The sequence below is a fragment of the Streptomyces sp. NPDC005533 genome (assembly GCF_042871845.1).
Classification (GTDB): domain Bacteria; phylum Actinomycetota; class Actinomycetes; order Streptomycetales; family Streptomycetaceae; genus Streptomyces.
In genome coordinates this window covers 32,706-52,579 of record NZ_JBIAJH010000006.1, presented here as the reverse complement: position 1 = coordinate 52,579, position 19,874 = coordinate 32,706, and the positions used below count along the sequence as shown (strand labels likewise).

The 19,874-nt window shown below is 71.4% G+C and carries 16 protein-coding genes; 9 read left to right on the top strand and 7 right to left on the bottom strand.

What is annotated here, in order from left to right:
* Positions 1–329: 329 nt before the first annotated feature.
* Positions 330–2,234: a translational GTPase TypA gene (gene typA / locus ACFYP3_RS07915; RefSeq protein WP_388828495.1), complete on the bottom strand. Its 1,905-nt coding sequence runs from the start codon at positions 2,232–2,234 to the stop codon at positions 330–332.
* A 345-nt stretch (positions 2,235–2,579) separates the two neighbouring features.
* Positions 2,580–4,934 carry an ABC transporter substrate-binding protein gene (locus ACFYP3_RS07910; RefSeq protein WP_388828492.1) on the bottom strand — a complete coding sequence of 785 codons (2,355 nt, stop codon included), beginning with the start codon at positions 4,932–4,934 and terminating at the stop codon, positions 2,580–2,582.
* Positions 4,935–5,280: 346 nt separating this feature from the next.
* On the opposite strand from ACFYP3_RS07910, the gene ACFYP3_RS07905 reads away from it, so the two are divergent.
* From ACFYP3_RS07905 to ACFYP3_RS07890, 4 genes are all read left to right on the top strand, one after another.
* The gene (locus tag ACFYP3_RS07905; protein WP_388828489.1) at positions 5,281–5,511 is read left to right on the top strand and encodes a hypothetical protein; all 231 of its coding nucleotides are present in this window, start codon (positions 5,281–5,283) and stop codon (positions 5,509–5,511) included.
* A gap of 103 nt (positions 5,512–5,614) precedes the next feature.
* Entirely contained in the window at positions 5,615–6,439 is an 825-nt protein-coding gene (locus ACFYP3_RS07900; RefSeq protein ID WP_385815121.1) for a hypothetical protein, read from the top strand.
* 1 nt (position 6,440) lies between these two features.
* Positions 6,441–8,384, top strand: a complete 1,944-nt coding sequence (locus tag ACFYP3_RS07895; RefSeq protein ID WP_388828486.1) for a fumarate reductase/succinate dehydrogenase flavoprotein subunit — start codon at positions 6,441–6,443, stop codon at positions 8,382–8,384.
* Positions 8,381–9,151 carry a succinate dehydrogenase/fumarate reductase iron-sulfur subunit gene (locus tag ACFYP3_RS07890; protein ID WP_388828483.1) on the top strand — a complete coding sequence of 257 codons (771 nt, stop codon included), beginning with the start codon at positions 8,381–8,383 and terminating at the stop codon, positions 9,149–9,151. The genes ACFYP3_RS07895 and ACFYP3_RS07890 overlap by 4 nt, the downstream gene beginning before the upstream one ends.
* 66 nt (positions 9,152–9,217) lie before the next feature.
* Here the strand turns inward: ACFYP3_RS07890 and ACFYP3_RS07885 are convergent, their stop codons facing one another.
* Positions 9,218–9,457, bottom strand: coding sequence for a hypothetical protein (locus tag ACFYP3_RS07885; RefSeq protein WP_388828480.1), 240 nt, complete (start codon positions 9,455–9,457; stop codon positions 9,218–9,220).
* A gap of 84 nt (positions 9,458–9,541) precedes the next feature.
* Between ACFYP3_RS07885 and ACFYP3_RS07880 the strand changes: the two genes are divergently transcribed.
* From ACFYP3_RS07880 to ACFYP3_RS07860, 5 genes are all read left to right on the top strand, one after another.
* Entirely contained in the window at positions 9,542–11,638 is a 2,097-nt protein-coding gene (locus ACFYP3_RS07880) for a TPM domain-containing protein (RefSeq protein ID WP_388828477.1), read from the top strand.
* A 68-nt stretch (positions 11,639–11,706) separates the two neighbouring features.
* Positions 11,707–12,426, top strand: a complete 720-nt coding sequence (locus ACFYP3_RS07875; protein WP_388828474.1) for a PspA/IM30 family protein — start codon at positions 11,707–11,709, stop codon at positions 12,424–12,426.
* Positions 12,427–12,585: 159 nt separating this feature from the next.
* Positions 12,586–13,038, top strand: coding sequence for a hypothetical protein (locus ACFYP3_RS07870; RefSeq protein ID WP_388828471.1), 453 nt, complete (start codon positions 12,586–12,588; stop codon positions 13,036–13,038).
* Positions 13,039–13,046: 8 nt separating this feature from the next.
* Complete coding sequence (locus ACFYP3_RS07865; protein ID WP_388828468.1) at positions 13,047–14,927, top strand: alpha/beta hydrolase; 1,881 nt, start codon at positions 13,047–13,049, stop codon at positions 14,925–14,927.
* Positions 14,928–15,004: 77 nt separating this feature from the next.
* Positions 15,005–15,469: a hypothetical protein gene (locus ACFYP3_RS07860; protein ID WP_388828465.1), complete on the top strand. Its 465-nt coding sequence runs from the start codon at positions 15,005–15,007 to the stop codon at positions 15,467–15,469.
* Between the two features lie 48 nt (positions 15,470–15,517).
* On the opposite strand, the gene ACFYP3_RS07855 is transcribed toward ACFYP3_RS07860, so the two are convergent.
* The 4 genes from ACFYP3_RS07855 to ACFYP3_RS07840 all read right to left on the bottom strand — a co-directional run bounded on the left by ACFYP3_RS07855 (position 15,518) and on the right by ACFYP3_RS07840 (position 19,603).
* Positions 15,518–18,100, bottom strand: coding sequence for a SpoIIE family protein phosphatase (locus ACFYP3_RS07855; protein WP_388828462.1), 2,583 nt, complete (start codon positions 18,098–18,100; stop codon positions 15,518–15,520).
* 235 nt (positions 18,101–18,335) lie between these two features.
* Entirely contained in the window at positions 18,336–18,764 is a 429-nt protein-coding gene (locus tag ACFYP3_RS07850) for an ATP-binding protein (RefSeq protein WP_388828459.1), read from the bottom strand.
* A 154-nt stretch (positions 18,765–18,918) separates the two neighbouring features.
* Complete coding sequence (locus ACFYP3_RS07845) at positions 18,919–19,389, bottom strand: (deoxy)nucleoside triphosphate pyrophosphohydrolase (protein ID WP_388828456.1); 471 nt, start codon at positions 19,387–19,389, stop codon at positions 18,919–18,921.
* Positions 19,390–19,417: 28 nt separating this feature from the next.
* Complete coding sequence (locus ACFYP3_RS07840) at positions 19,418–19,603, bottom strand: SPOR domain-containing protein (RefSeq protein WP_030029543.1); 186 nt, start codon at positions 19,601–19,603, stop codon at positions 19,418–19,420.
* Between the last annotated feature and the right edge of the window lie 271 nt (positions 19,604–19,874).

Below are 19,874 nucleotides of genomic sequence, written 5' to 3'. Positions count from 1 at the left end.
ACCGCCAGTCCGTAAACCACACTTGCGTGGTCTCGTTTTCACAACATCGATCCGCGGCAGAAACCCGAAATCCGGACAAACGGATAGGAGACAGACACGTGCGAAACGGACGGTTAGCTCATCTTCCGGAGTGTCACGGTCGGTATGCGGACACCAGAACGCAAAAATCCGCTTGACAAAAGCGAACAGCCCCTCCCGTCACGGACTCCGTGACGGGAGGGGCTGCTGCATTTCAGGGTGCTGCGGCCGGCAGCGTCCGCCGCGGTCGCCCGCCCGAGCAAAGCACGGGACGGGCGGCGCAACGGGCCTGCTGCGTCAGGTCTTTACCTCTACTTGGCCGACTTGGCGCGCGACGCGGTGCGCGAGCGCTCCTTCTGGTCCAGCACGACCTTGCGGATGCGGACGGCCTCCGGGGTCACCTCGACGCACTCGTCGTCGCGGCAGAACTCCAGGGACTGCTCCAGGGAGAGCTTGCGGGGCGGCACCACGTTCTCGGTGTTGTCCGCGGAAGCCGCACGCATGTTGGTGAGCTTCTTCTCCTTGGTGATGTTCACGTCCATGTCGTCGGCGCGCGAGTTCTCGCCGACGATCATGCCCTCGTACACCTCGGTGCCGGGCTCGGTGAACAGGACACCGCGCTCCTGCAGGTTGATCATCGCGAACGGCGTCACGGAGCCGGCGCGGTCGGCGACCAGGGAACCGTTGTTACGGGTCACCAGCTGGCCGAACCACGGCTCGTGGCCCTCGTGGATCGAGTGGGCGATACCGGTACCGCGGGTGTTCGTCAGGAACTCCGTACGGAAGCCGATGAGGCCGCGCGAGGGGACCACGAACTCCATGCGGACCCAGCCGGAGCCGTGGTTCGACATGTTGTCCATGCGGCCCTTGCGGACGCCCATGAGCTGCGTGACCGCGCCCATGTGCTCCTCGGGGACGTCGACCGTCATGCGCTCGACCGGCTCGTGCACCTTGCCGTCGATCTCCTGCGTGACGACCTGCGGCTTGCCGATGGTCAGCTCGAAGCCCTCGCGGCGCATCTGCTCGACCAGGATGGCGAGCGCGAGCTCACCGCGGCCCTGGACCTCCCAGGCGTCCGGGCGCTCGGTGTCGAGCACGCGGAGCGAGACGTTACCGATCAGCTCGCGGTCGAGGCGGTCCTTGACCTGGCGGGCGGTGACCTTGCGGTCCTTGACCGCGGACTTGGCGTCCGCGCCCTTGCCGCTGCCGCCGCGGCCGACCATCGGGGAGGTGTTCGTACCGATGGTCATGGAGATCGCCGGCTCGTCGACCGAGATCAGCGGAAGCGCGATCGGGTTCTCCGGGTCGGCCAGGGTCTCGCCGATCATGATGTCCGGGATACCGGCGACGGCGCAGATGTCACCGGGGCCCGCCACCTCGGCCGGCTTGCGGGTGAGCGCCTCGGTCATCATCAGCTCGGTGATGCGGACGTTCGACATGGTGCCGTCACGCTTGATCCACGCGACGGTCTGGCCCTTGCGCAGCTCGCCCTGCTCGACGCGCAGGAGCGCGATGCGGCCGAGGAAGTTGTCGGCGTCCAGGTTGGTGACGTGGGCCTGGAGGGGGGCCTCCTCGTCGTACACCGGGGCGGGGACGTGCTCCAGGATGGTGGAGAAGAACGGCTCCAGGCTGTCGCTGTCCGCGGGGACGGTGCCGTCCTCGGGCTTGGTCAGCGAGGCGACGCCGTCACGGCCGCAGGCGTAGACGATCGGGAACTCGATCTGGTCCTCGGTGGCGTCCAGGTCCAGGAAGAGGTCGTACGTGTCGTTGACGACCTCGTCGATCCGGGAGTCCGGGCGGTCGGTCTTGTTGATGCAGAGGATGACCGGCATGTTCGCCTGCAGGGCCTTGCGCAGGACGAAGCGGGTCTGGGGCAGCGGACCCTCGGAGGCGTCCACCAGCAGGACGACGGCGTCCACCATCGACAGACCGCGCTCGACCTCACCACCGAAGTCGGCGTGGCCGGGGGTGTCGATGATGTTGATCGTGATCGGGGCCCCGCCGTCCTTGGGGTGATACTTCACCGCCGTGTTCTTGGCGAGGATCGTGATGCCCTTCTCACGCTCCAGGTCGTTCGAGTCCATCATGCGGTCGTCGAGGTGCTGGTGGGCGGCGAAGGCACCGGCCTGCTTGAGCATGGCATCGACGATGGTCGTCTTGCCATGGTCGACGTGGGCGACGATGGCGACGTTACGGATGTCGTGGCGCGTGGGCACTTCGGCGCTTCTCCCGGGATCGTGGATGGCGTCGCGTACGGCCTGGCACGCGCGCCTCGGCCGGGCGAAAACCTGCCACGGCCTTACCCCATGGTACGTCGCGTGGCGGGAACCGCCTGCCGGGGGCTGTCAAGGGGCCGGACGAATGAGCGCGGCCGAGTGCTGCGTGGGGTGCCCGGGCCGCCCATCGTGCCGGTAATCATGCGGGTCAACGGCCGGGTCAATGGGTACGGCACGACCTTGCCCGCCGGGGATCCGGCGGGCAAGGGACTTGAGTCACATCTGAGCTTGCCACCCGTGGGTCAACCTGACAGGCACCCCTTTGTCATCACTTCTTCGCCCACGCTACTTCTTCTTGTCCTTGGCGGTCGGCGGCTTCTTCCAGCCGATGTCCTGGTAGCGGGGGGTGCCGAGACCGAAGGCGCCGGCGTTGGCCAGGCCCGGCTTGACGGCCACCAGCTCCGGGCGCTGGTAGAGCGGGATGGAGCCGGCCGCGGCCCAGATCCGGGCGTCCGCCTTGCGGATCAGCTCGCGGGACTGCTCCTCGTCCAGCTCACTCACCGCCTGGTCGAACAGTTGGTCGATGTGGTCGGTGCCGACCCGGGTGTAGTTCTGTTCGACGAGGAGCGAGCCGTCCGCGGCCGGCTCCGGCTTGGCGAAGATCGGCCGGGCATCGGTCGCCGGGAAGGCCGTCGCCGGCCAGGAGTAGAGGGCCAGGTCGTACTGGCCCGAGGCGATGTGGTCCTTGAAGAAGCTGTCGTCGGCCACCTTGGTCGTCTCGGTGTTCACCCCGACCTTCCGCAGCATCTGGGCGATCCGCTCGCCGACCGCGCGCAGGGACTCCGAGCCCGGGCCGGCCGGGAGGACGAAGCGCAGGGTGAGCGCCTTGCCGTCCTTGGCGAGCATGGAGCCGGAGGTGCGGGTGGCCTGCTTCGCCGGGGCCGGAGAGGCCTTGGCGGGATCGCCCGCGTCACCGTCGCGGGCCGCGCTGCGCTTGCCGTCGTCGACCGGCACCACCCGGGCGGCCTGGGCGAGGAGGGAGACCTCCTGCTGGGCGCCGAAGGGGGCGGGGGCCAGGACCGGGGAGGGCTGGTCCCGCATGCCGCGCGGGGCCGCGGCGAGGGCCCGCTCGCCGGGGCCGGCGGGGCGGCCCTGGGGGCGCTGCCCGGCGGCCGCGCCCGGTTCCTTGTTGGCCTCGTCGTCCTGGCCCACGATGTAGAGGCCGTCGTTTCCGGTGCCCGGGCCCGAGGGCGTCTTCCCGTCGTCCTGCGGCGCGCTCTCCGGGCCGGCCTTGGCTCCCGCCGGCTCGGTGATCTTGCCGCCCCGGCGCCAGCCTGCGTCCGCGAGGAGGGCCTGGGCCGCCTGCGTGTCCTGACCGCCGAGGGCGTCGCTGTTGTCGGCGTACGCCCGCTGCCCGGCCAGGGCCACGTGGCTGCCGACGGGCTTCGCGGGCAGGCCCAGCGGCTTCAGCACGAGTTCGGCGAGCGCCTTGCGGTCCAGTGCCCGGGCCACCGCCCGGCGCACCCGCTCGTCCGCCAGCGGGCCGGTGGACCCGTTCATCGCGAGCTGGGTGTAGGCCGGCTCCAGGGACTTGCGGACGGTGAAGTTCCGCAGGGCCGTCTGCTCGTCGGCGTACCGTTTCACCGCCGCCGCGTGCTTGTCGCGGTTCTCCCTCTCCGCCGTGGCCTTGTCCTCGTCCGTCCCGAAGGCGACCGCCCACGACAGCGTGGCCTGCGCCGGGGTCATCGCGGCTCCCGGACCGTGGGCGGGGGCTCCGCCCGAGCCCGCGCCGCCCTTGCCCGCGGCGTCCTTGTCGGCGCCGTCCTTGCCGGCGTCCCGGCGGGCCAGCGCGATCCGGTCGGCACCGGTGCGGTCGATCTCGGCCAGGTCCAGCTTCCCGGCCGCCAGCGCCGCCGCGCGCTCGGCCCGCGGCACCGCCGTCAGGACCAGCGTGTCCAGCTTGGCCTGCCGGCCCCACCAGCGCGGATTGCGGGTGAGGGCCGCGGTGCCCGTCTTCTTGTCCATCGCCCCCAGGGTGAAGGGCCCCGCGGTGACCTTCAGGGCGCCGCGGGCGCCCTCGTTGAAGGCGTCGGGGGTGCCCGTGACCTGCTTGGGGTACAGCGGGCTGAAGAGCGAGCGCCAGTCGGCGTACGGCTTGGCGAAGGTGACCCTGACCTCCAGGTCGGTCTTGCCCTTCTCGATCTTCTCGATGCGCTCGTAGCCGGCGTTGCGGGCGGTCCAGTACGCCGAGTCCTTGCCGTTCAGGGCCCGCCACTGCGCCACGAAATCGGCGGCGCCGATCTCGCGTCCGTCGCTCCACACCGCCTGCTGGTTCAGCTTGTAAAGGACGACCTGCTTGGGCTCCCGCTCGACGACCTCGGCCTTCTCCAGGTAGTCGGGATTGGCCACGGGCCGCCCCTTGGCGTCCAGTACGAACAACTGCGGCAGCACGGCCCCGGCGATCCGGGTGGTGGTGGCGTCCGCGTCGGCCTGGAAGGTGTTCAGGGTGTCCGGCAGGGTGTCCACGGCCCAGCGCAGCACACCCCCGTCCGCGACCTTCTCGCGTGCGGTCGTGGCGATGTCCTGCCCGGCGGCGACGGGGCCGCCCTCCTCTTCACCCGCGCCGCAGCCCGTGAGGAGCGGCAGTGCGAGGACTCCCGAGGTCAGGAGCGCCAAGGACCTGCGCCTTCGCTGGGACATGGGTGGTACCTCCGGGGCGGGCGTGGGGGAAGCATGATCACGTTCGGCGGTATATGGAGCTGATCACACCGGTTGCCGGATCCCACTGAAATCGACGGTTCGCCGCACCCTTCGCACCCGCCTCTCGCCACGCCGCGAACCCCACCCGTGCGGACCAATCCGGCTTGCGTGCCGGAGGGGCGGTCCCCCGGGAGGGGGATGAGAAGGGGGGCGGGGAGGGGCGCACGGTTCACGCCTGCGCGCCCGCAATCGCTGCACGTCCCTTCACAACGGGGGACGGGAGGCGCGACACTCGCAGGCGCACATGAGCGTTGCCACCGCACCTTGGCGGAAGTGAGGGCAAATCATGTCCCTGCAAGACGATCTGAGTGCCGTACGACGCAACCTCGACGAGCTCACGCGCAAGGTCGAGCAGCTGGAGCAGCAGGCCGGGCGGCGCAAGCCCGGGAGCTCGACGCCGGCGTCCCCGCCGGACCCGTCCCGGATGGTGACGGTCCCGGACACGCCGTACGACAGCTCGCTGTGGACCGACTCGGACGACGAGGGCCTCGGCGCCCGAGACCGTCGCGCGCCCTGACGGGCTGACGCGACCCCACGACCTCCTGCACACCCCATCCGGCCCGGCCGCTCGCGGCCGGGCCCCCTGGGGCCACCCCTCATCACTCCTCCCGGAGTCCTCTTTGGCCACAGGAACACAACCACCCCGGCAGCGGCCCGGCGGCGTCCACGACGCCTCCCGGGCCGCGATCACTGCCCGGCACCTGCGGACCGACCGATGGTGGGTCTCCCCCGCCGTCACCGCGGCCGGCCTGCTCGCCTTCATCGCCTACTCCACCTGGCGGGCCTTCGCGAACGCCGACTACTACGCGGCCCCCTACGTCTCGCCCTTCTACTCCCCGTGCCTCGCGGAGAACTGCGTCCCGATGAAGGGCGGCCCCAACTGGGAGGTCTTCGGCAGCTGGTGGGGCCTCTCCCCCGCCCTGCTGATCCTGATCTTCCCGCTCGGGTTCCGCCTGACCTGCTACTACTACCGCAAGGCCTACTACCGGGGATTCTGGGCCTCACCGCCCGCCTGCGCCGTCGCCGAACCGCACGCGAAGTACACCGGCGAGACCCGCTTCCCGCTGATCCTCCAGAACGCGCACCGGTACTTCTTCTACGCGGCGGTCCCGGTCGCGGGCATCCTCACGTACGACACCGTGCTGACCTTCCGCGACGAGCACTACGCCTGGGGCCACATGGGGCTCGGGACCCTGCTGTTCCTGGTCAACATCACGCTGATCTGGGCCTACACGCTGTCCTGCCACTCCTGCCGCCACATCATGGGCGGCCGGCTCAAGCACTTCTCGAAGCACCCGGTCCGCTACCGGCTCTGGGGCTGGGTCAGCCGGCTCAACACCCGTCACATGCAGCTGGCGTGGGCCTCGCTGATCAGCGTGGCCCTGTGCGACTTCTACGTCTACCTGCTGGCCAGCGGCGCCTTCACCGACCCGAGGATCTTCTGACATGGCCCAAGTGGAACGGCAGCAGTGGGACGTGGTCGTGGTCGGCGCGGGCGGCGCCGGGCTGCGGGCCGCGATCGAGGCCCGCGAGCGCGGGGCCCGGACGGCCGTGATCTGCAAGTCCCTCTTCGGCAAGGCCCACACGGTGATGGCGGAGGGCGGCATCGCCGCCTCCATGGGCAACGTCAACGAGGGCGACAACTGGCAGGTGCACTTCCGCGACACCATGCGCGGGGGCAAGTTCCTCAATCAGTGGCGGATGGCGGAACTGCACGCGAAGGAGGCCCCGGACCGGGTCTGGGAGCTGGAGACCTGGGGCGCGCTCTTCGACCGCACGCCCGACGGGAAGATCTCCCAGCGCAACTTCGGCGGCCACGAGTACCCGCGCCTCGCGCACGTGGGCGACCGCACCGGCCTGGAGCTGATCCGCACCCTCCAGCAGAAGATCGTCGCCCTCCAGCAGGAGGACTTCAAGGAGTACGGGGACTACGAGGCCCGGCTCAAGGTCTTCCAGGAGTGCACGGTCACGCGCGTACTGAAGGACGGCGAGCGGAGCGAGGTGGGGGTCCCCCCCGGCCGAAGGCTCGGGGGGAAGGTCTCGGGGACCTTCTGCTACGAGCGCGAGTCCGGCCGCTTCTTCGTCCTGGAGGCCCCGGCCGTGGTGCTGGCCACGGGCGGGATCGGCAAGTCCTTCAAGACCACGTCGAACTCGTGGGAGTACACCGGCGACGGCCACGCGCTGGCCCTGCTCGCGGGGGCGCCCCTGCTGAACATGGAGTTCGTACAGTTCCACCCGACCGGCATGGTCTGGCCCCCGTCGGTGAAGGGCATCCTCGTCACGGAGTCGGTGCGCGGCGACGGCGGGGTGCTGCGCAACTCCGAGGGCAAGCGGTTCATGTTCGACTACGTGCCCGACGTCTTCAAGGAGAAGTACGCCGAGTCGGAGGCGGAGGGCGACCGCTGGTACGAGGATCCGGACCACAACCGGCGTCCGCCCGAGCTGCTGCCGCGCGACGAGGTGGCGCGGGCCATCAACGCGGAGGTGAAGGCCGGGCGCGGCTCCCCGCACGGCGGGGTCTTCCTCGACGTGTCCACCCGGATGCCCGCCGAGAAGATCAAGCGGCGGCTGCCGTCGATGTACCACCAGTTCAAGGAACTGGCGGACGTGGACATCACCGCGGAGCCGATGGAGGTGGGCCCGACCTGCCACTACGTCATGGGCGGGATCGCGGTCGACTCCGAGACCGCGGCCACCGTCGCCGTCCCGGGGCTGTTCGCCGCGGGCGAGGTCGCGGGCGGGATGCACGGCTCGAACCGGCTCGGCGGGAACTCCCTCTCCGACCTGCTGGTCTTCGGGCGGCGGGCCGGGCTGCACGCGGCGGAGCACGCCGCGGCCGCCGGTGAGCGGCCCGCGGTCTCCCAGGCGGAGGTCGACGCGGCGGCCGCGGAGGCGCTGGCCCCCTTCCACGCGGCCGAGGGCGCGGAGAACCCGTACACCCTCCACCAGGAGCTCCAGACGACCATGAACGACCTCGTCGGCATCATCCGGCGCGAGGGCGAGATGGCCGAGGCCCTGGAGCGGCTCGCGACCCTGCGCGTACGGGCCGCCCGGGCCGGGGTCGAGGGGCACCGGCAGTTCAACCCGGGCTGGCACCTGGCCCTGGACCTGCGGAACATGCTGCTGGTCAGCGAGTGCGTGGCGCGCGCCGCCCTGGAGCGGACGGAGAGCCGCGGCGGGCACACCCGCGAGGACTGTCCGTCGATGGAACGCGCCTGGCGTCCGGTGAACCTGCTGTGCCGCCCCGTCGACCCGCCCCCGGCGGACCCGGCGGCCGACCGGATCGTCCTCGAACGCACCCGCACCGAGCCCGTCCGTCCCGACCTGCTCGCGCTCTTCGAGAAGGAAGAGCTGGTCAAGTACCTCGCCGAAGAGGAGCTGTACGAATGAGTACGTACGACGCGAGCTTCCGGATCTGGCGGGGCGACGCGGAGGGCGGATCGCTCAGGGACTTCACCGTCGAGGTGCACGACGGGGAGGTGGTCCTGGACATCGTCCACCGGCTCCAGGCCACCCAGGCGTCGGACCTGGCGGTCCGCTGGAACTGCAAGGCGGGCAAGTGCGGTTCGTGCAGTGCGGAGGTCAACGGCCGGCCGCGGCTGATGTGCATGACGCGGATGTCCACCTTCGAGCGGTCCGAGACGATCACGGTCACCCCGCTGCGCGCGTTCCCGGTCGTCCGCGACCTGGTGACGGACGTGTCCTGCAACTACGCGAAGGCGCGCGAGGTGCCGGCCTTCGTGCCGCCGGAGGGGGTGGCGCCGGGCGCGTACCGGATGCAGCAGATGGACGTGGAGCGTTCGCAGGAGTTCCGCAAGTGCATCGAGTGCTTCCTGTGCCAGGACACCTGCCACGTGGTGCGTGACCACGAGGAGAACAAGAGCGCCTTCGCCGGTCCGCGTTTCCTGATGCGGGTCGCGGAGCTGGACATGCACCCGCTGGACGCGGCGTCGCAGGCGGGCCTGGACCGCAAGCGCACCGCGCAGGAGGAGCACGGGCTGGGGTACTGCAACATCACCAAGTGCTGTACGGAGGTCTGCCCCGAGGGCATCAAGATCACCGACAACGCGCTGATCCCGCTGAAGGAGCGGGCGGTGGACCGCAAGTACGACCCGCTGGTGTGGCTGGGCAACAAGATCGGTCGCCGGCAGGGCTGAGGCGGCGGGTTCGGTCGCGGGTGCGGGGCCGGGACCCTTTCCGGAGGGGTCCCGGCCCCGGGCCGGTCAGCGCCCGGAGTGGTCGATGACGTTGCCATTGGAGCAGTTGTTGGTGTGGTCGCCCACCCAGTCGCCCATGACGGGGACGACGGCGACCTCCTGGAGGCAGACGGCGGCCGCGGTGAAGTTCCAGTTGTTGGCCGCGTTCACCCCGCCGCCGAAGTTGCTGTCGTTGTCGGCGTGGGCGGGGGCCGCGAGGCTGAGGGCGGCGAGGGTGAGCACGGCCGCAGTCATGATCTTCTTCATGGTCTGCCAACGACCGGGGCCGGGGCGCGTCACTGCGCGTTGCTCCGGATGCGAGCACCCGGAACCGCTCATACCCTCCCAAATGTGACCCCGCCGAGAAGCGAGCCGAAGAGCCAGGTACGCGTACGGGCCGGGCTCGCCCTGGCCGCCGGTCTTCTGGCGCTCGGCGGCTGGGGTGTGGCCCAGGCGCCGACCGCACGGGCCGAGGACCCCGTCACGCTGTCCCGGCAGGGGCAGATCACCGACCGGGTCGGGGCGCTGGAGGGCCGGCAGGCCGCCGTCACCGCCGCGCTCGACAAGCTCTACGCCGACCGCCGGATCCAGCTCTTCGTGGCGTACGTGGACGACTTCTCCGGGCGCTCCGCCCAGAGCTGGGCGGACGCCACCGCCGAGAAGAACGGGCTCGGCCAGAACGACGTCCTGCTGGCCGTGGCCACGGGGGCCCGCCAGTACGCCCATTCGGCCGCCGCCGACTCCGGTTTCACCGAGGAGCAGCTCGCGGCCGTGGCCCGGGACGCCATCGAGCCGGCCCTGCGGCAGAACGACTGGGCGGGCGCCGCGATCGGGGCGGCCAACGGCTACGACGCGGTGCTCGGCGGGCAGCCCGTGCCCGCGCCCACCATCACCCCCGGACCGGCCGATCCCGGCGCCGGGGCGCGCGGCGAGAACGGGGCCGGGGACTTCGTGCTCCCGGTGGTCGCGGTCGGCGCCGCCGGCGCGCTCGCGGCGTACGCGTACACCCGCCGCAAGCGGAAGACGGCCGGCGGCGGCGGACGCGGTACGACCACCGGGCCGGGCTGGCCCGAAGGCGCGCCGGACCGGCTGCCGCTGCCCGAACTGGACGCCAGGGCCAAGACCCTGCTGGTGCGGACCGACGACGCCGTCCGCACCAGCACGGAGGAACTGGGCTTCGCCTGCGCGCAGTTCGGCGACGAGGCGGCCGCACCCTTCACCGAGGCCGTGGAGTACGCCAAGGGCGAGCTGACCCGTGCCTTCCGGCTGCGCCAGCAGCTGGACGACGCCTACCCGGAGGACGACGCGACCCGGCGCCGGATGCTGGACGAGATCGTCGCCTGCTGCACCGAGGCGAACCGGCGGCTCGACGCGGAGTCGGCGGACTTCGACCGGCTGCGGGACCTGGAGAAGAACGCCCCGCAGGCGCTGGCGACCGTGGAGGAGCGCTATCTGGAGCTGACCGGGCGCGCCACCACCGCCGAGGCGACCCTGACCGCGCTCACGCGGCGGTACGCGGACTCCGCTTCCGCGCCCGTCTCCGGCAACCCGGAACAGGCCAAGGACCGGCTGCTGTTCGCGGCGACCAACCTGGGGCTGGCCCACGCGGCCCTCGACGCCGGGTCGAACGCGACGGCGGCCGTGCACGTACGGGCCGGCGAGGGCGCCGTGGACCAGGCGGCGACGCTGCTGGACGCGGTCGAGCGGCGGGCCCGGGAGCTGGCGGAGGCGGCCGGGAAACTGCCGGGCGCGCTGACCGAGACGGAGACAGACCTGGCGGACGCGGGCGGGCTGCTGACCGGCACCACGGAGGGCACCTCAACGGCGGACCTGCGCGGGCGGATCGGCCGGGCGCAGGCCGTATTGGCCGACGTACGGCAGGAGGAGGCGAGCGGCCGGTACGACCCGATCGACGCCCTGCGCCGGGTCGAGGAGGCCGACGCGGCCCTCGACGAGGCCCTCTCCGGGGCGCGGGAGCGGGAGTCGGGCCGGCAGCGGGCGGTGGCCCTCCTCGACCAGGCCGTGCTCTCCGCGCGCAGCGCGATCGGCGCGGCGACGGACTACGTCACGACCAGTCGGGGCGCGGTCGGCAGCCAGGCCCGCACCCGGCTGGCGGAGGCCGGCCGGCACCTGGAGCGGGCGGGGGCCCTGGCGGCGGGCGACCCGTCGGGTGCGCTGGCGGAGGCGCAGCGGGCGGACGCGCTGGCGCGGCAGGCGCAGCAGCTGGCGGAGCAGGACGTACGCGCGTACCGGGACCCGTACGGGGGCCGGCGGGGCGGGGGCCAGGGCGGCGCCGTGCTCGGCGGGATCATCCTCGGCGAGATCCTGCGGGGCGGCGGGGGCGGCGGGGGCTTCGGGGGCGGTTTCGGCGGGGGCGGGGGCAGCGGTCCCGGCTCCTTCGGCGGCGGCGGAACCCGCGGGCGCATGGGCGGTGGCGGCCGCTTCTGAACCTCCCCCACCGCAACGGCAACGGCAACGAGAACGGACAGCCCATCCCCCGTCAGGAGAGACGCGTCATGAGCAAGCAGACCATCCTCGGCCGGGTCACCCAGCTCGCCAAGGCCAACATCAACGCGCTGCTGGACCAGGCGGAGGACCCGCAGAAGATGCTGGACCAGCTGATCCGCGACTACACGAACAACATCTCGGAGGCGGAGCAGGCCGTCGCGACGACGATCGGGAACCTGCGGATGCTGGAGGCGGACCACAAGGAGGACGTGGAGGCAGCCTCCGAGTGGGGTGCCAAGGCTCTCGCGGCGAGCAGGAAGGGGGACGAGCTGCGGGCATCGGGGGCGGCGGCCGACGCCGACAGGTTCGACAACCTCGCGAAGGTGGCGCTGGGCCGGCAGTTGCAGTCGGAGAGGGAGGCGAGGACGGCGGAGCCGACGATCGCCGCCCAGACGGAGGTCGTCGACAAGCTGAAGTCGGGTCTGGACTCGATGAAGGGCAAGCTGGTCGAGCTGCAGTCCAAGCGGGACGAGCTGGTGGCCCGCGCCAGGACGGCCCAGGCGCAGAACACGATGCTGGACGCGGTGAAGAACATCGACGTCATGGACCCGACGAGCGACCTGGCCCGCTTCGAGGAGAAGGTCCGGCGGGAGGAGGCCATGGCCTTGGGCAGGCAGGAGCTGGCCGCGTCCTCGCTGGACGCCCAGTTCGAGTCCCTGGAGGACCTCGGGAAGTCCTCGGAGATCGAGGCCAGGCTCGCCGCGCTGAAGCAGGGCCGCGCCGCCTGACCGTCGCCGCGAGGGGACCCCTTCACCGCATTGCAGAAGGCTACGGTCTGCTACTGGGGGGGGCGGCCGGTGCAGCGAGGCAACACCGGGAGGTGCAGCGCTGCCGAAGTATTAAGATCACCCGATCATTGCAATCGCAGAGTGTTAACGGGGGCTCGGGTGAGCATGACGTCCTTCGACGTGGAGTGGGCAGGGCTCAAACAAGGAACGCCGTCCGGCGCGCAGATGCGGCTGGCGAGCGCCGCACCCGATGGCGGTGGTGGCGGGGGTGGTGAGGACCTCAAGTCCGACCTGGCGGTCTGGAAGAAGGGCAGCGAGGACGTCGGCGAGCTGGTGACGGCCGTCAAGAAGGCGCTGATCGAGTTCGAGACCGGCCAGAAGGGCGCTGCCGTCACGGGCGTGGAGAGTGCTACCGCGCAGGGCGAGCTGTACACGTCGTGGAAGACGTATCTCGACGGTCTGGTCGGCAAGTGCACGACGTTGCAGGGGCCGATGATCTCGGCGGGCAAGGGTCAGGTCTCCAACGACGAGACCCTGCGTGGTGACTTCGCCCGCATGAACGACACGTACAAGGACACGCCCGCCACCGGCGGCAACGGCGGGGGCCGGTGAGCGCGGACATGGACTACGCGACCCTGAAGGCTCTGAAGCCGTCGGAGTTCACGGAGGCGGCCGACGGCTACCAGTCGGTCAGTGCGATGGCCGACCACGCCTACGGCAGCGCGGAGGGCCAGATCACCGCCCGGCTGCGCGCCGGACTCCGCGGGAAGGCCGTGGACGAGGCCCTGATCCAGCTCCGGGGCCTGGCGCAGAACTTCCACTACACGCAGGTCGAGTGCGGGCTCGCCGCGACCTCCCTGAACGCGCTCGCGGCGTCGTTCACCGAGGCGAAGCGGAAGCTGGACGCGGCGGTGAGTGACGCCGAGGCGCAGAAGTTCTCCGTCGGCGCCGACGGTTCGGTGAGCTTCCCGCCGGGCGGGACGGAGAAGGACGGCAAGCTGCCCGAGGGGGGCACGGTCAGCGGCAGTGCCAAGGGCAAGCCGTCGGGGAACGTCATCGACCCGACCAAGGACGCCAACGACCTCTCCGCCGCGCTGGAACGCCAGGCGGCGAACATCCATCCCAATCCGAACTTCGGCAAGGCGGTGGAGATAGCCAACCGGATCGCCCAGGCGGTCGCCGAGGCCACCGAGGCCGACACCCAGTGGGCCCCCCGCCTGCGCAAGCTCAAGGCCGATGACGACCTCGTCGTCTCCGACTCCGACTGGGCCGACGTCCAGGCGGACACCGCGGACATCGGCAGCGGCGCGAAGGACTACCTCAGCCACATCAAGCCCCCGCCGCCGAAGGGCAGCGACCCGCGGTTGAACGCCGAGTGGTGGAAGGGGCTGTCGGAGGAGGAGCGGGAGGCCTACATCACCCTCCAGCCGGCGAGCGTCGGAGCACTGGACGGGCTCCCTGCGGACGTCCGCGACAGCGCCAACCGAACGGTCCTCGCGGAGAAGCACGGCGCGTACCAGGTGGAGCTGAACGCAATCCCCAAGGAGCCGGAGCCCAAGTACCACTACGTCCAGCGCGGACGCGCCTGGATGCGCGAAGAGACCGACGAGTGGAAGGCCTGGAACGACAAGCACGGAGACCGGAGGGACCACCTGAAGGACCGCCTGCTCGGCATGGAGACCATCCAGAAGCGCTTCGACGCCACCGGCGAGCGGGGGCTGCCCGAGGCCTACCTGCTCGGTTTCGACGCCGAGGCGAACCACGACGGACGCGTGATCCTGGCCAACGGGAATCCGGACACGGCGGACCACACCGCCATCTTCGTGCCGGGCACGAAGACGACCCTCGGGAGTATCGAGGACGAGGCCGCGAAGAGCGACGCCTTGTGGCGCGAGAGCTCACTGCGGACGCCCGGACAGTCGGTGTCGACCATCACCTGGTTCGACTACGACGCGCCCAACACCATCCCCCAGGCCACCCACGACCAGTACGCCGAGAAGGGGGCGCCGACGCTGCGGCGGTTCCTGGACGGCAGCGAGGCGGCCCATCAGTCGGCCAGTGGCGACAGCTCGCACACGACGCTCATCGGCCACAGCTACGGATCCACCCTGATCGGCGACACGGCGAAGTACCGCAGTCCTTACGCCGACACCTGGTGGTCCAACCCCCTGCCGGTCGACGACGTGGTCGTGGTGGGCAGCCCCGGCATGCAGGCGGACCATGCGGAGGACCTGGGGTTCAAGACGAAGCACACGTGGGCCATGGAAGGCGGGGGCGACGACAACTTCGTCACGTGGGGTGGTCGAAACACGGGGCTCGGTGACAACCGCGTCATTCCTACGGACGAGACCTTCGGTGCCAACAAGATGAGAAGCGATTCCCCGGGCCACGGGAACTTCTGGGACGAGGAGGGCGGCAAGCCGTCTCAAAGCCTGCTGAACCAGGCACTCGTCATAGCCGGGCAGTACGAGGAAGTCGACCTGGAGAGGAAGGCCCGCTAGTGGACCGAAGGAACAGGCGTCACGCCACCGCACTGGCGCTCCTGAGCGCCCTGACCCTCACCACAGGATGCTCTTTCATGGACGACGAGACCTCCACCCCGCGCAAGTACACCCCCCAGACCCGCAGTCACCAGGAGGTGGAGGCGGAGGTCGGCGCCCTGTCAAGCAAGGCCCTCGACCTGACCCAGGTCAAGGGGAAGGTGACGGACATGGGGCCGGTGACCTATCCCTGCGGCACGAGCGAGGAGAAGAAGAAGGGTCTCCGCTACGTGCGGCACGTCTGGTCCGTCTACGGCGTGGACAACGACACTCTCGACAAGGGCATGCAGAGTCTGGGCGCACAGCTGCCGGAGAACGGCTGGAAGGTCGTGAAGAACGGCCCGAACACCAATACCGAGAGCAAGCGGATCGAGGTCTTCGCCGCACACGAGACGACGCACACCCAGCTTGAGGCCACGTGGCTCAAGGGCGCCGGTGGAAGCGAGCCGCTGATCTCCTTCGCCGTGTACTCCCGGTGCTTCCACGACACCGACCCGAAGTGACCGCCTGCCCCGGACCCGACGGGTCCGGGGCAGGGGTCCGCAGCGGCCTCAGCCGTACATGCTCAGCAGTTGCTCCGCCGACAGTTCGGCGACGGCCTCGGCCGCCGCGCCGGGCAGCGGCAGCTCGAACCAGACCGTCTTGCCGCGGTGGGTACGGCGCGTGCCCCACCCGGCGGACAGCAGCCCCACGAGTTGGAGGCCCCGGCCGCCCTCGTCGGTGTCACGGGCCCGCCGCCGGCGCGGCTGCACCAGGTTGGCGTCCCACACCTCGCAGACCAGGGTCCGGTCCAGCAGCAGCCGCAGCCGGATCTCGCCCTCCCCGTACCGCAGTGCGTTGGTGACGAGTTCGCTGACCAGCAGTTCGGTGGTGTCCAGCAGGCCCTCCAGGCCCCACGCCGGCAGCTTGGCGCGGGCCAGCTCCCGCGCCCGTCCCACGGACCGGGCCTCGCGCGGCAACTGCCAGTCCCCCACCGCGTCCACCGGCAGCCCCTGCACCCGGGCCATCAGCAGGGCGATGTCGTCCTCGCCGTGCCGGGTGTCCAGGGTGTTCAGCACGTGGTCACAGACGTCCTCCAGGGGGCGGACCGGGTCGGCGAGGGCGGCCCGCAGGCCGCGCAGGCCCTCCTCCAGCGGATGGTCGCGGGACTCCACGAGCCCGTCGGTGTAGAGGGCCAGCAGGGCGCCCTCGGGAAGTTCGACCTCCACCTCCTCGAACGGCTCCCCGCCCACGCCCAGCGGCATCCCGGGCGGCACCTCCAGGAGCAGTGCGGGCCTGGGCTTGCCGCGCTCGTCCGGCGGCTCCACCAGCACGGGCGGCATGTGGCCCGCGTTGGCGATCGTGCAGCGCCGCGTCACCGGGTCGTAGACGGCGTAGACGCAGGTGGCGAGGTAGACCTCGGAGCGGTCGGCGTCCCGCGAGTACAGCGCCGCCCGCGAGGCCTGCTGGGAGCCGCCGGGGGCGCCGAGGCCGCGGGCGATCTCGTCGAGCGCGGTCAGCACCTCCGCCGGTTCGAGGTCCAGCAGTGCGAGGGTCCGTACGGCGGTGCGCAGTTCGCCCATGGCGACGGCGGCCCGCAGTCCCCGGCCCATGACGTCGCCGACGACCAGCGCCGTGCGGTGGCCGGGCAGCTCGATCACGTCGAACCAGTCGCCGCCGACCTCCGTCGCCGCGTTCCCCGGCAGGTACCGGCAGGCGATGTCCAGGCCGGCGGCCTCCGGGTCGCCGGGGGGCAGCAGGCTGCGCTGCAGTATCAACGCCCGCTCGTGCTCGCGCCGGTACAGGCGCGCGTTGTCGATGCACACGGCGGCCCGGGCGGCGAGTTCCACGGCCACCGCCCGGTCGCGTTCGCCGAAGGGCTCGCTGCCCTTCGTACGGGAGAACTGCGCGAGCCCGACCACGGTGTCGTGGGCGACCATCGGCACGACCAGCGTGGACTGCACGAGGTCCTCCGGTCCGCCGCCCTCGATCAGCCGGGGCCGCGCGGTGCGCAGGGCGAGCGCGCCCGGTGACGCCGCCGGGTACCGGTGGACGTCGCCCACGGAGACCAGCGCGCCCGGACCGGACAGCGGCGCGTCCGAGACGGCGGAGGCGAAGGCCACCCGGCGCAGTGCGGCGGACGGGGCCCGGGCCGGGCCCTGTCCGGGCAGGCTGGGCACGCCCGGACCCTGCGGCCGGGCGGGCCGGTCGTCGTCGCCGAGGAGCAGCCCCTGGTAGAGGTCGACGGCGGCCAGGTCGCAGAAGCCGGGGACGGTGACGTCGAGGAGCTCCCGGGCGGTGGTCTCCAGGTCGAGGGAGTTCCCGATGCGGTGCCCGGCCTCGTTGAGCAGGGCGAGATTGCGCCGCACCCCGGCGGCCTCGCGGGCGGCGAGGTGACGACGGGTGACGTCGGTGCCGATGCCGGCGACGCCGATGGGGCGGCCGGAGCCGCCGTGGACGCGGTAGAGGTTGATGGACCAGTGGCGGTTCTCCCGGCTGCCGGGGGCGGCGCCGGTGATCCGCAGGTCGGTGACCGATTCCCCGGTGTCCAGCACCCGGCGCAAGGCCTCGGCCATCCGGTCGGCCTCGTGCGGCGGCAGGTAGTCGTGCACGGTCCGGCCGCGGTGCTCCTCGACGGCGCCGCCGAAGACGGTGGCGAAGCGGCGGTTGGCCCGTTGCACGGTGAGGTCCGTGCCGAAGAGGAGGAAGCCGAACGGAGATTGACCGAATATGGCCTGTGAGGCCGCCAGGTCGGACTCGATGCGCCGCAGCGCGCGGACGTCGACGACGACGCAGAGCGCGGCCCGTTCGGCGGTCTCGGTCAGGGTGGGCATCACATAGATCTCGGCCACTCCGTGGGCGCCTTCCCCACCCGGGATCCGGAAGGGGATCAGGCCGGTCCATTCCTTGCCGTCGAGGATCTCGGCGACCTTGCGGTGGGCGTCGGGGCGCAGCTCGGGCGGCATGAAGGCGTCCACCGGGTCGCGGCCGACGACCTGTGCGGCCGTCAGACCGAACAGTTCCTCGGCGCGCAGGCTCCACTGGTCGATGGAGCCGTCGGGCCCGATCGAGAAGGATGCGACCTTTATGTAGTCATATATCGAGCCAGGCGGACTGCTGTGCCACAGGGCGTCGTGCCATGTCTCCCGAGGCACGTCGGCCTGATGTACCTGCGCAGGTATTTCGCTCACGCGACCGTCCCCTCCAGCTCACCGCAACCGGACCGGCCATGACCGCAGTATTCAGCACCACGGCCCCGGACGGCACGGCGTTCACGATCACAGCACGGTCTCGATGATTTCCAGCCATCGCGCGTGATCTCCCCCGGACTCCTGCCCCCGCTCTCGCCGGGGACTCCCGCCGGGGGATCACCCGCCACCGTTCTCCTTGTTACTCACCAGGAAGAGCCAACTCGAACCACACAGTCTTGCCCGACTTCCCGTGGCGGGTCCCCCAGCGCCGCGAGGAGGCGGCGACGAGATGCAGGCCGCGGCCCCCTTCGTCGTCCGCCCCGGCGACCCGTTCGCGGGGCGGATCCGGAAGCGGATCCGATACCTCCACGAGCAGGGCGGGGCCGGCCACCGATCCGCCGGCGGCCGGATTGCGCCGCTCCAGACGGACCCCGATGGGGCCGGAGGCGTACCGCAGGGAGTTGGTGACGAGCTCGCTGACCAGCAGGACGGTCACATCACCGACGGCTTCCAGGCCCCAGTCGTGGAGGGTGCCGCGTACGGCGTGGCGGGCGGTGCGGACGGCACCGGGCTCGGCGGGAAAGGCCCACTCGGCGCATTCACCGTCTGTGTCGATCACGCCGATCACTTCCCGGGCCAGCAGCGACCCCAGTCCGGTTCGTCGGGGACGAAAGAGGGACGAGATAGGGATTAATAGCGACATACCCGATATTCGGGGCGTCGTACCACTCGATCCCCCGCCCACCGGCGCACTGTGGCACAAACGGCCTACGGTGCGAGCGTCATGCGCCCCCGCCCCCGCCGACCCCACCTTCCGGGCCGGCGTCCGGGCCTACGTCCGGGTCGGCGTCCGCGCGATCCCGCCCCCGCAGTCGACGTCCGGCCTCGGCGACCGCGGGCCGGTCCTGGTCGAGCCAGTCCACCGACTCCAGCTCCTCCGGCCCGAGCCAGCGCAGCTCGTCGTGGTCCTCCAGCGGCGCCGGCACCCCGGAGAGCAGGCGGGCGGTCCACACGTGCAGGACGAGGCCGGGCTTCAGCGGCCACTCCCCCGGGATCCGCTCCAGCGGCTCGGTCTCCACGCCGAGCTCCTCGCGCAGTTCGCGCACCAGCGCCTCGGGGACGGACTCACCCGGTTCGGCCTTCCCGCCCGGCAGCTCCCAGCGTCCGGCGAGCTCCGGCGGTGCGCTGCGGCGGGCGGCCAGCAGGCGCCCCTCATGACAAAGGGCTCCGCCCACGACCACTCGTACAGTCATGGGCGGAGCCTATGTCAACACTGGATGCTCAGTTCATCGTGGCGGTCTGACCGATCCGCTCGACCCAGTAGAGCTGCTTGTGTCCTCGGTCGTCGAGGCTGTCGACGACCTTCTGGGCCTCGGCCCGGGTGGCGTACCGGCCCACCCGGTAGCGGTTGCCGTTGTCGTCCTGACGTATGACCAGCCACGGGAGCAGGGCACCGCTGTCGTTCATCGCGTTTCACCCTCCGCCGACGTACCTGCCCGGGAAACCGCATTGCGCATATGCCCGAGCTTACGCCCGACCTTTACGGAGCGGATACGGTTTTTCACGAAGAGGTACCTCGCAGGCGTACGCATCCGGCCATGCGTACGAGTGGGCCGTGGGGGGGGGGGGGGGGGGGGGGGCCCCCCGCCCGCGGCCCCCCCCCCCGGCCCCCCCCCCCGCCCCCGGCGCCGCCCGCCCCCCCCCCCCCCGCCCGCCGGCCCCCCCCGCCCCCCCCGCC

What these genes read in the sequence shown, in the direction of transcription:
- ACFYP3_RS07910 (WP_388828492.1), bottom strand. Translation starts at nt 4,934, where the DNA reads ATGTCCCAGCGAAGGCGCAGGTCCTTGGCGCTCCTGACCTCGGGAGTC.
- ACFYP3_RS07905 (WP_388828489.1), top strand. Translation starts at nt 5,281, where the DNA reads ATGTCCCTGCAAGACGATCTGAGTGCCGTACGACGCAACCTCGACGAG.
- ACFYP3_RS07895 (WP_388828486.1), top strand. Translation starts at nt 6,441, where the DNA reads ATGGCCCAAGTGGAACGGCAGCAGTGGGACGTGGTCGTGGTCGGCGCG.
- ACFYP3_RS07890 (WP_388828483.1), top strand. Translation starts at nt 8,381, where the DNA reads ATGAGTACGTACGACGCGAGCTTCCGGATCTGGCGGGGCGACGCGGAG.
- ACFYP3_RS07885 (WP_388828480.1), bottom strand. Translation starts at nt 9,457, where the DNA reads ATGAAGAAGATCATGACTGCGGCCGTGCTCACCCTCGCCGCCCTCAGC.
- ACFYP3_RS07875 (WP_388828474.1), top strand. Translation starts at nt 11,707, where the DNA reads ATGAGCAAGCAGACCATCCTCGGCCGGGTCACCCAGCTCGCCAAGGCC.
- ACFYP3_RS07865 (WP_388828468.1), top strand. Translation starts at nt 13,047, where the DNA reads ATGGACTACGCGACCCTGAAGGCTCTGAAGCCGTCGGAGTTCACGGAG.
- ACFYP3_RS07860 (WP_388828465.1), top strand. Translation starts at nt 15,005, where the DNA reads ATGGACGACGAGACCTCCACCCCGCGCAAGTACACCCCCCAGACCCGC.
- ACFYP3_RS07845 (WP_388828456.1), bottom strand. Translation starts at nt 19,389, where the DNA reads ATGACTGTACGAGTGGTCGTGGGCGGAGCCCTTTGTCATGAGGGGCGC.
- ACFYP3_RS07840 (WP_030029543.1), bottom strand. Translation starts at nt 19,603, where the DNA reads ATGAACGACAGCGGTGCCCTGCTCCCGTGGCTGGTCATACGTCAGGAC.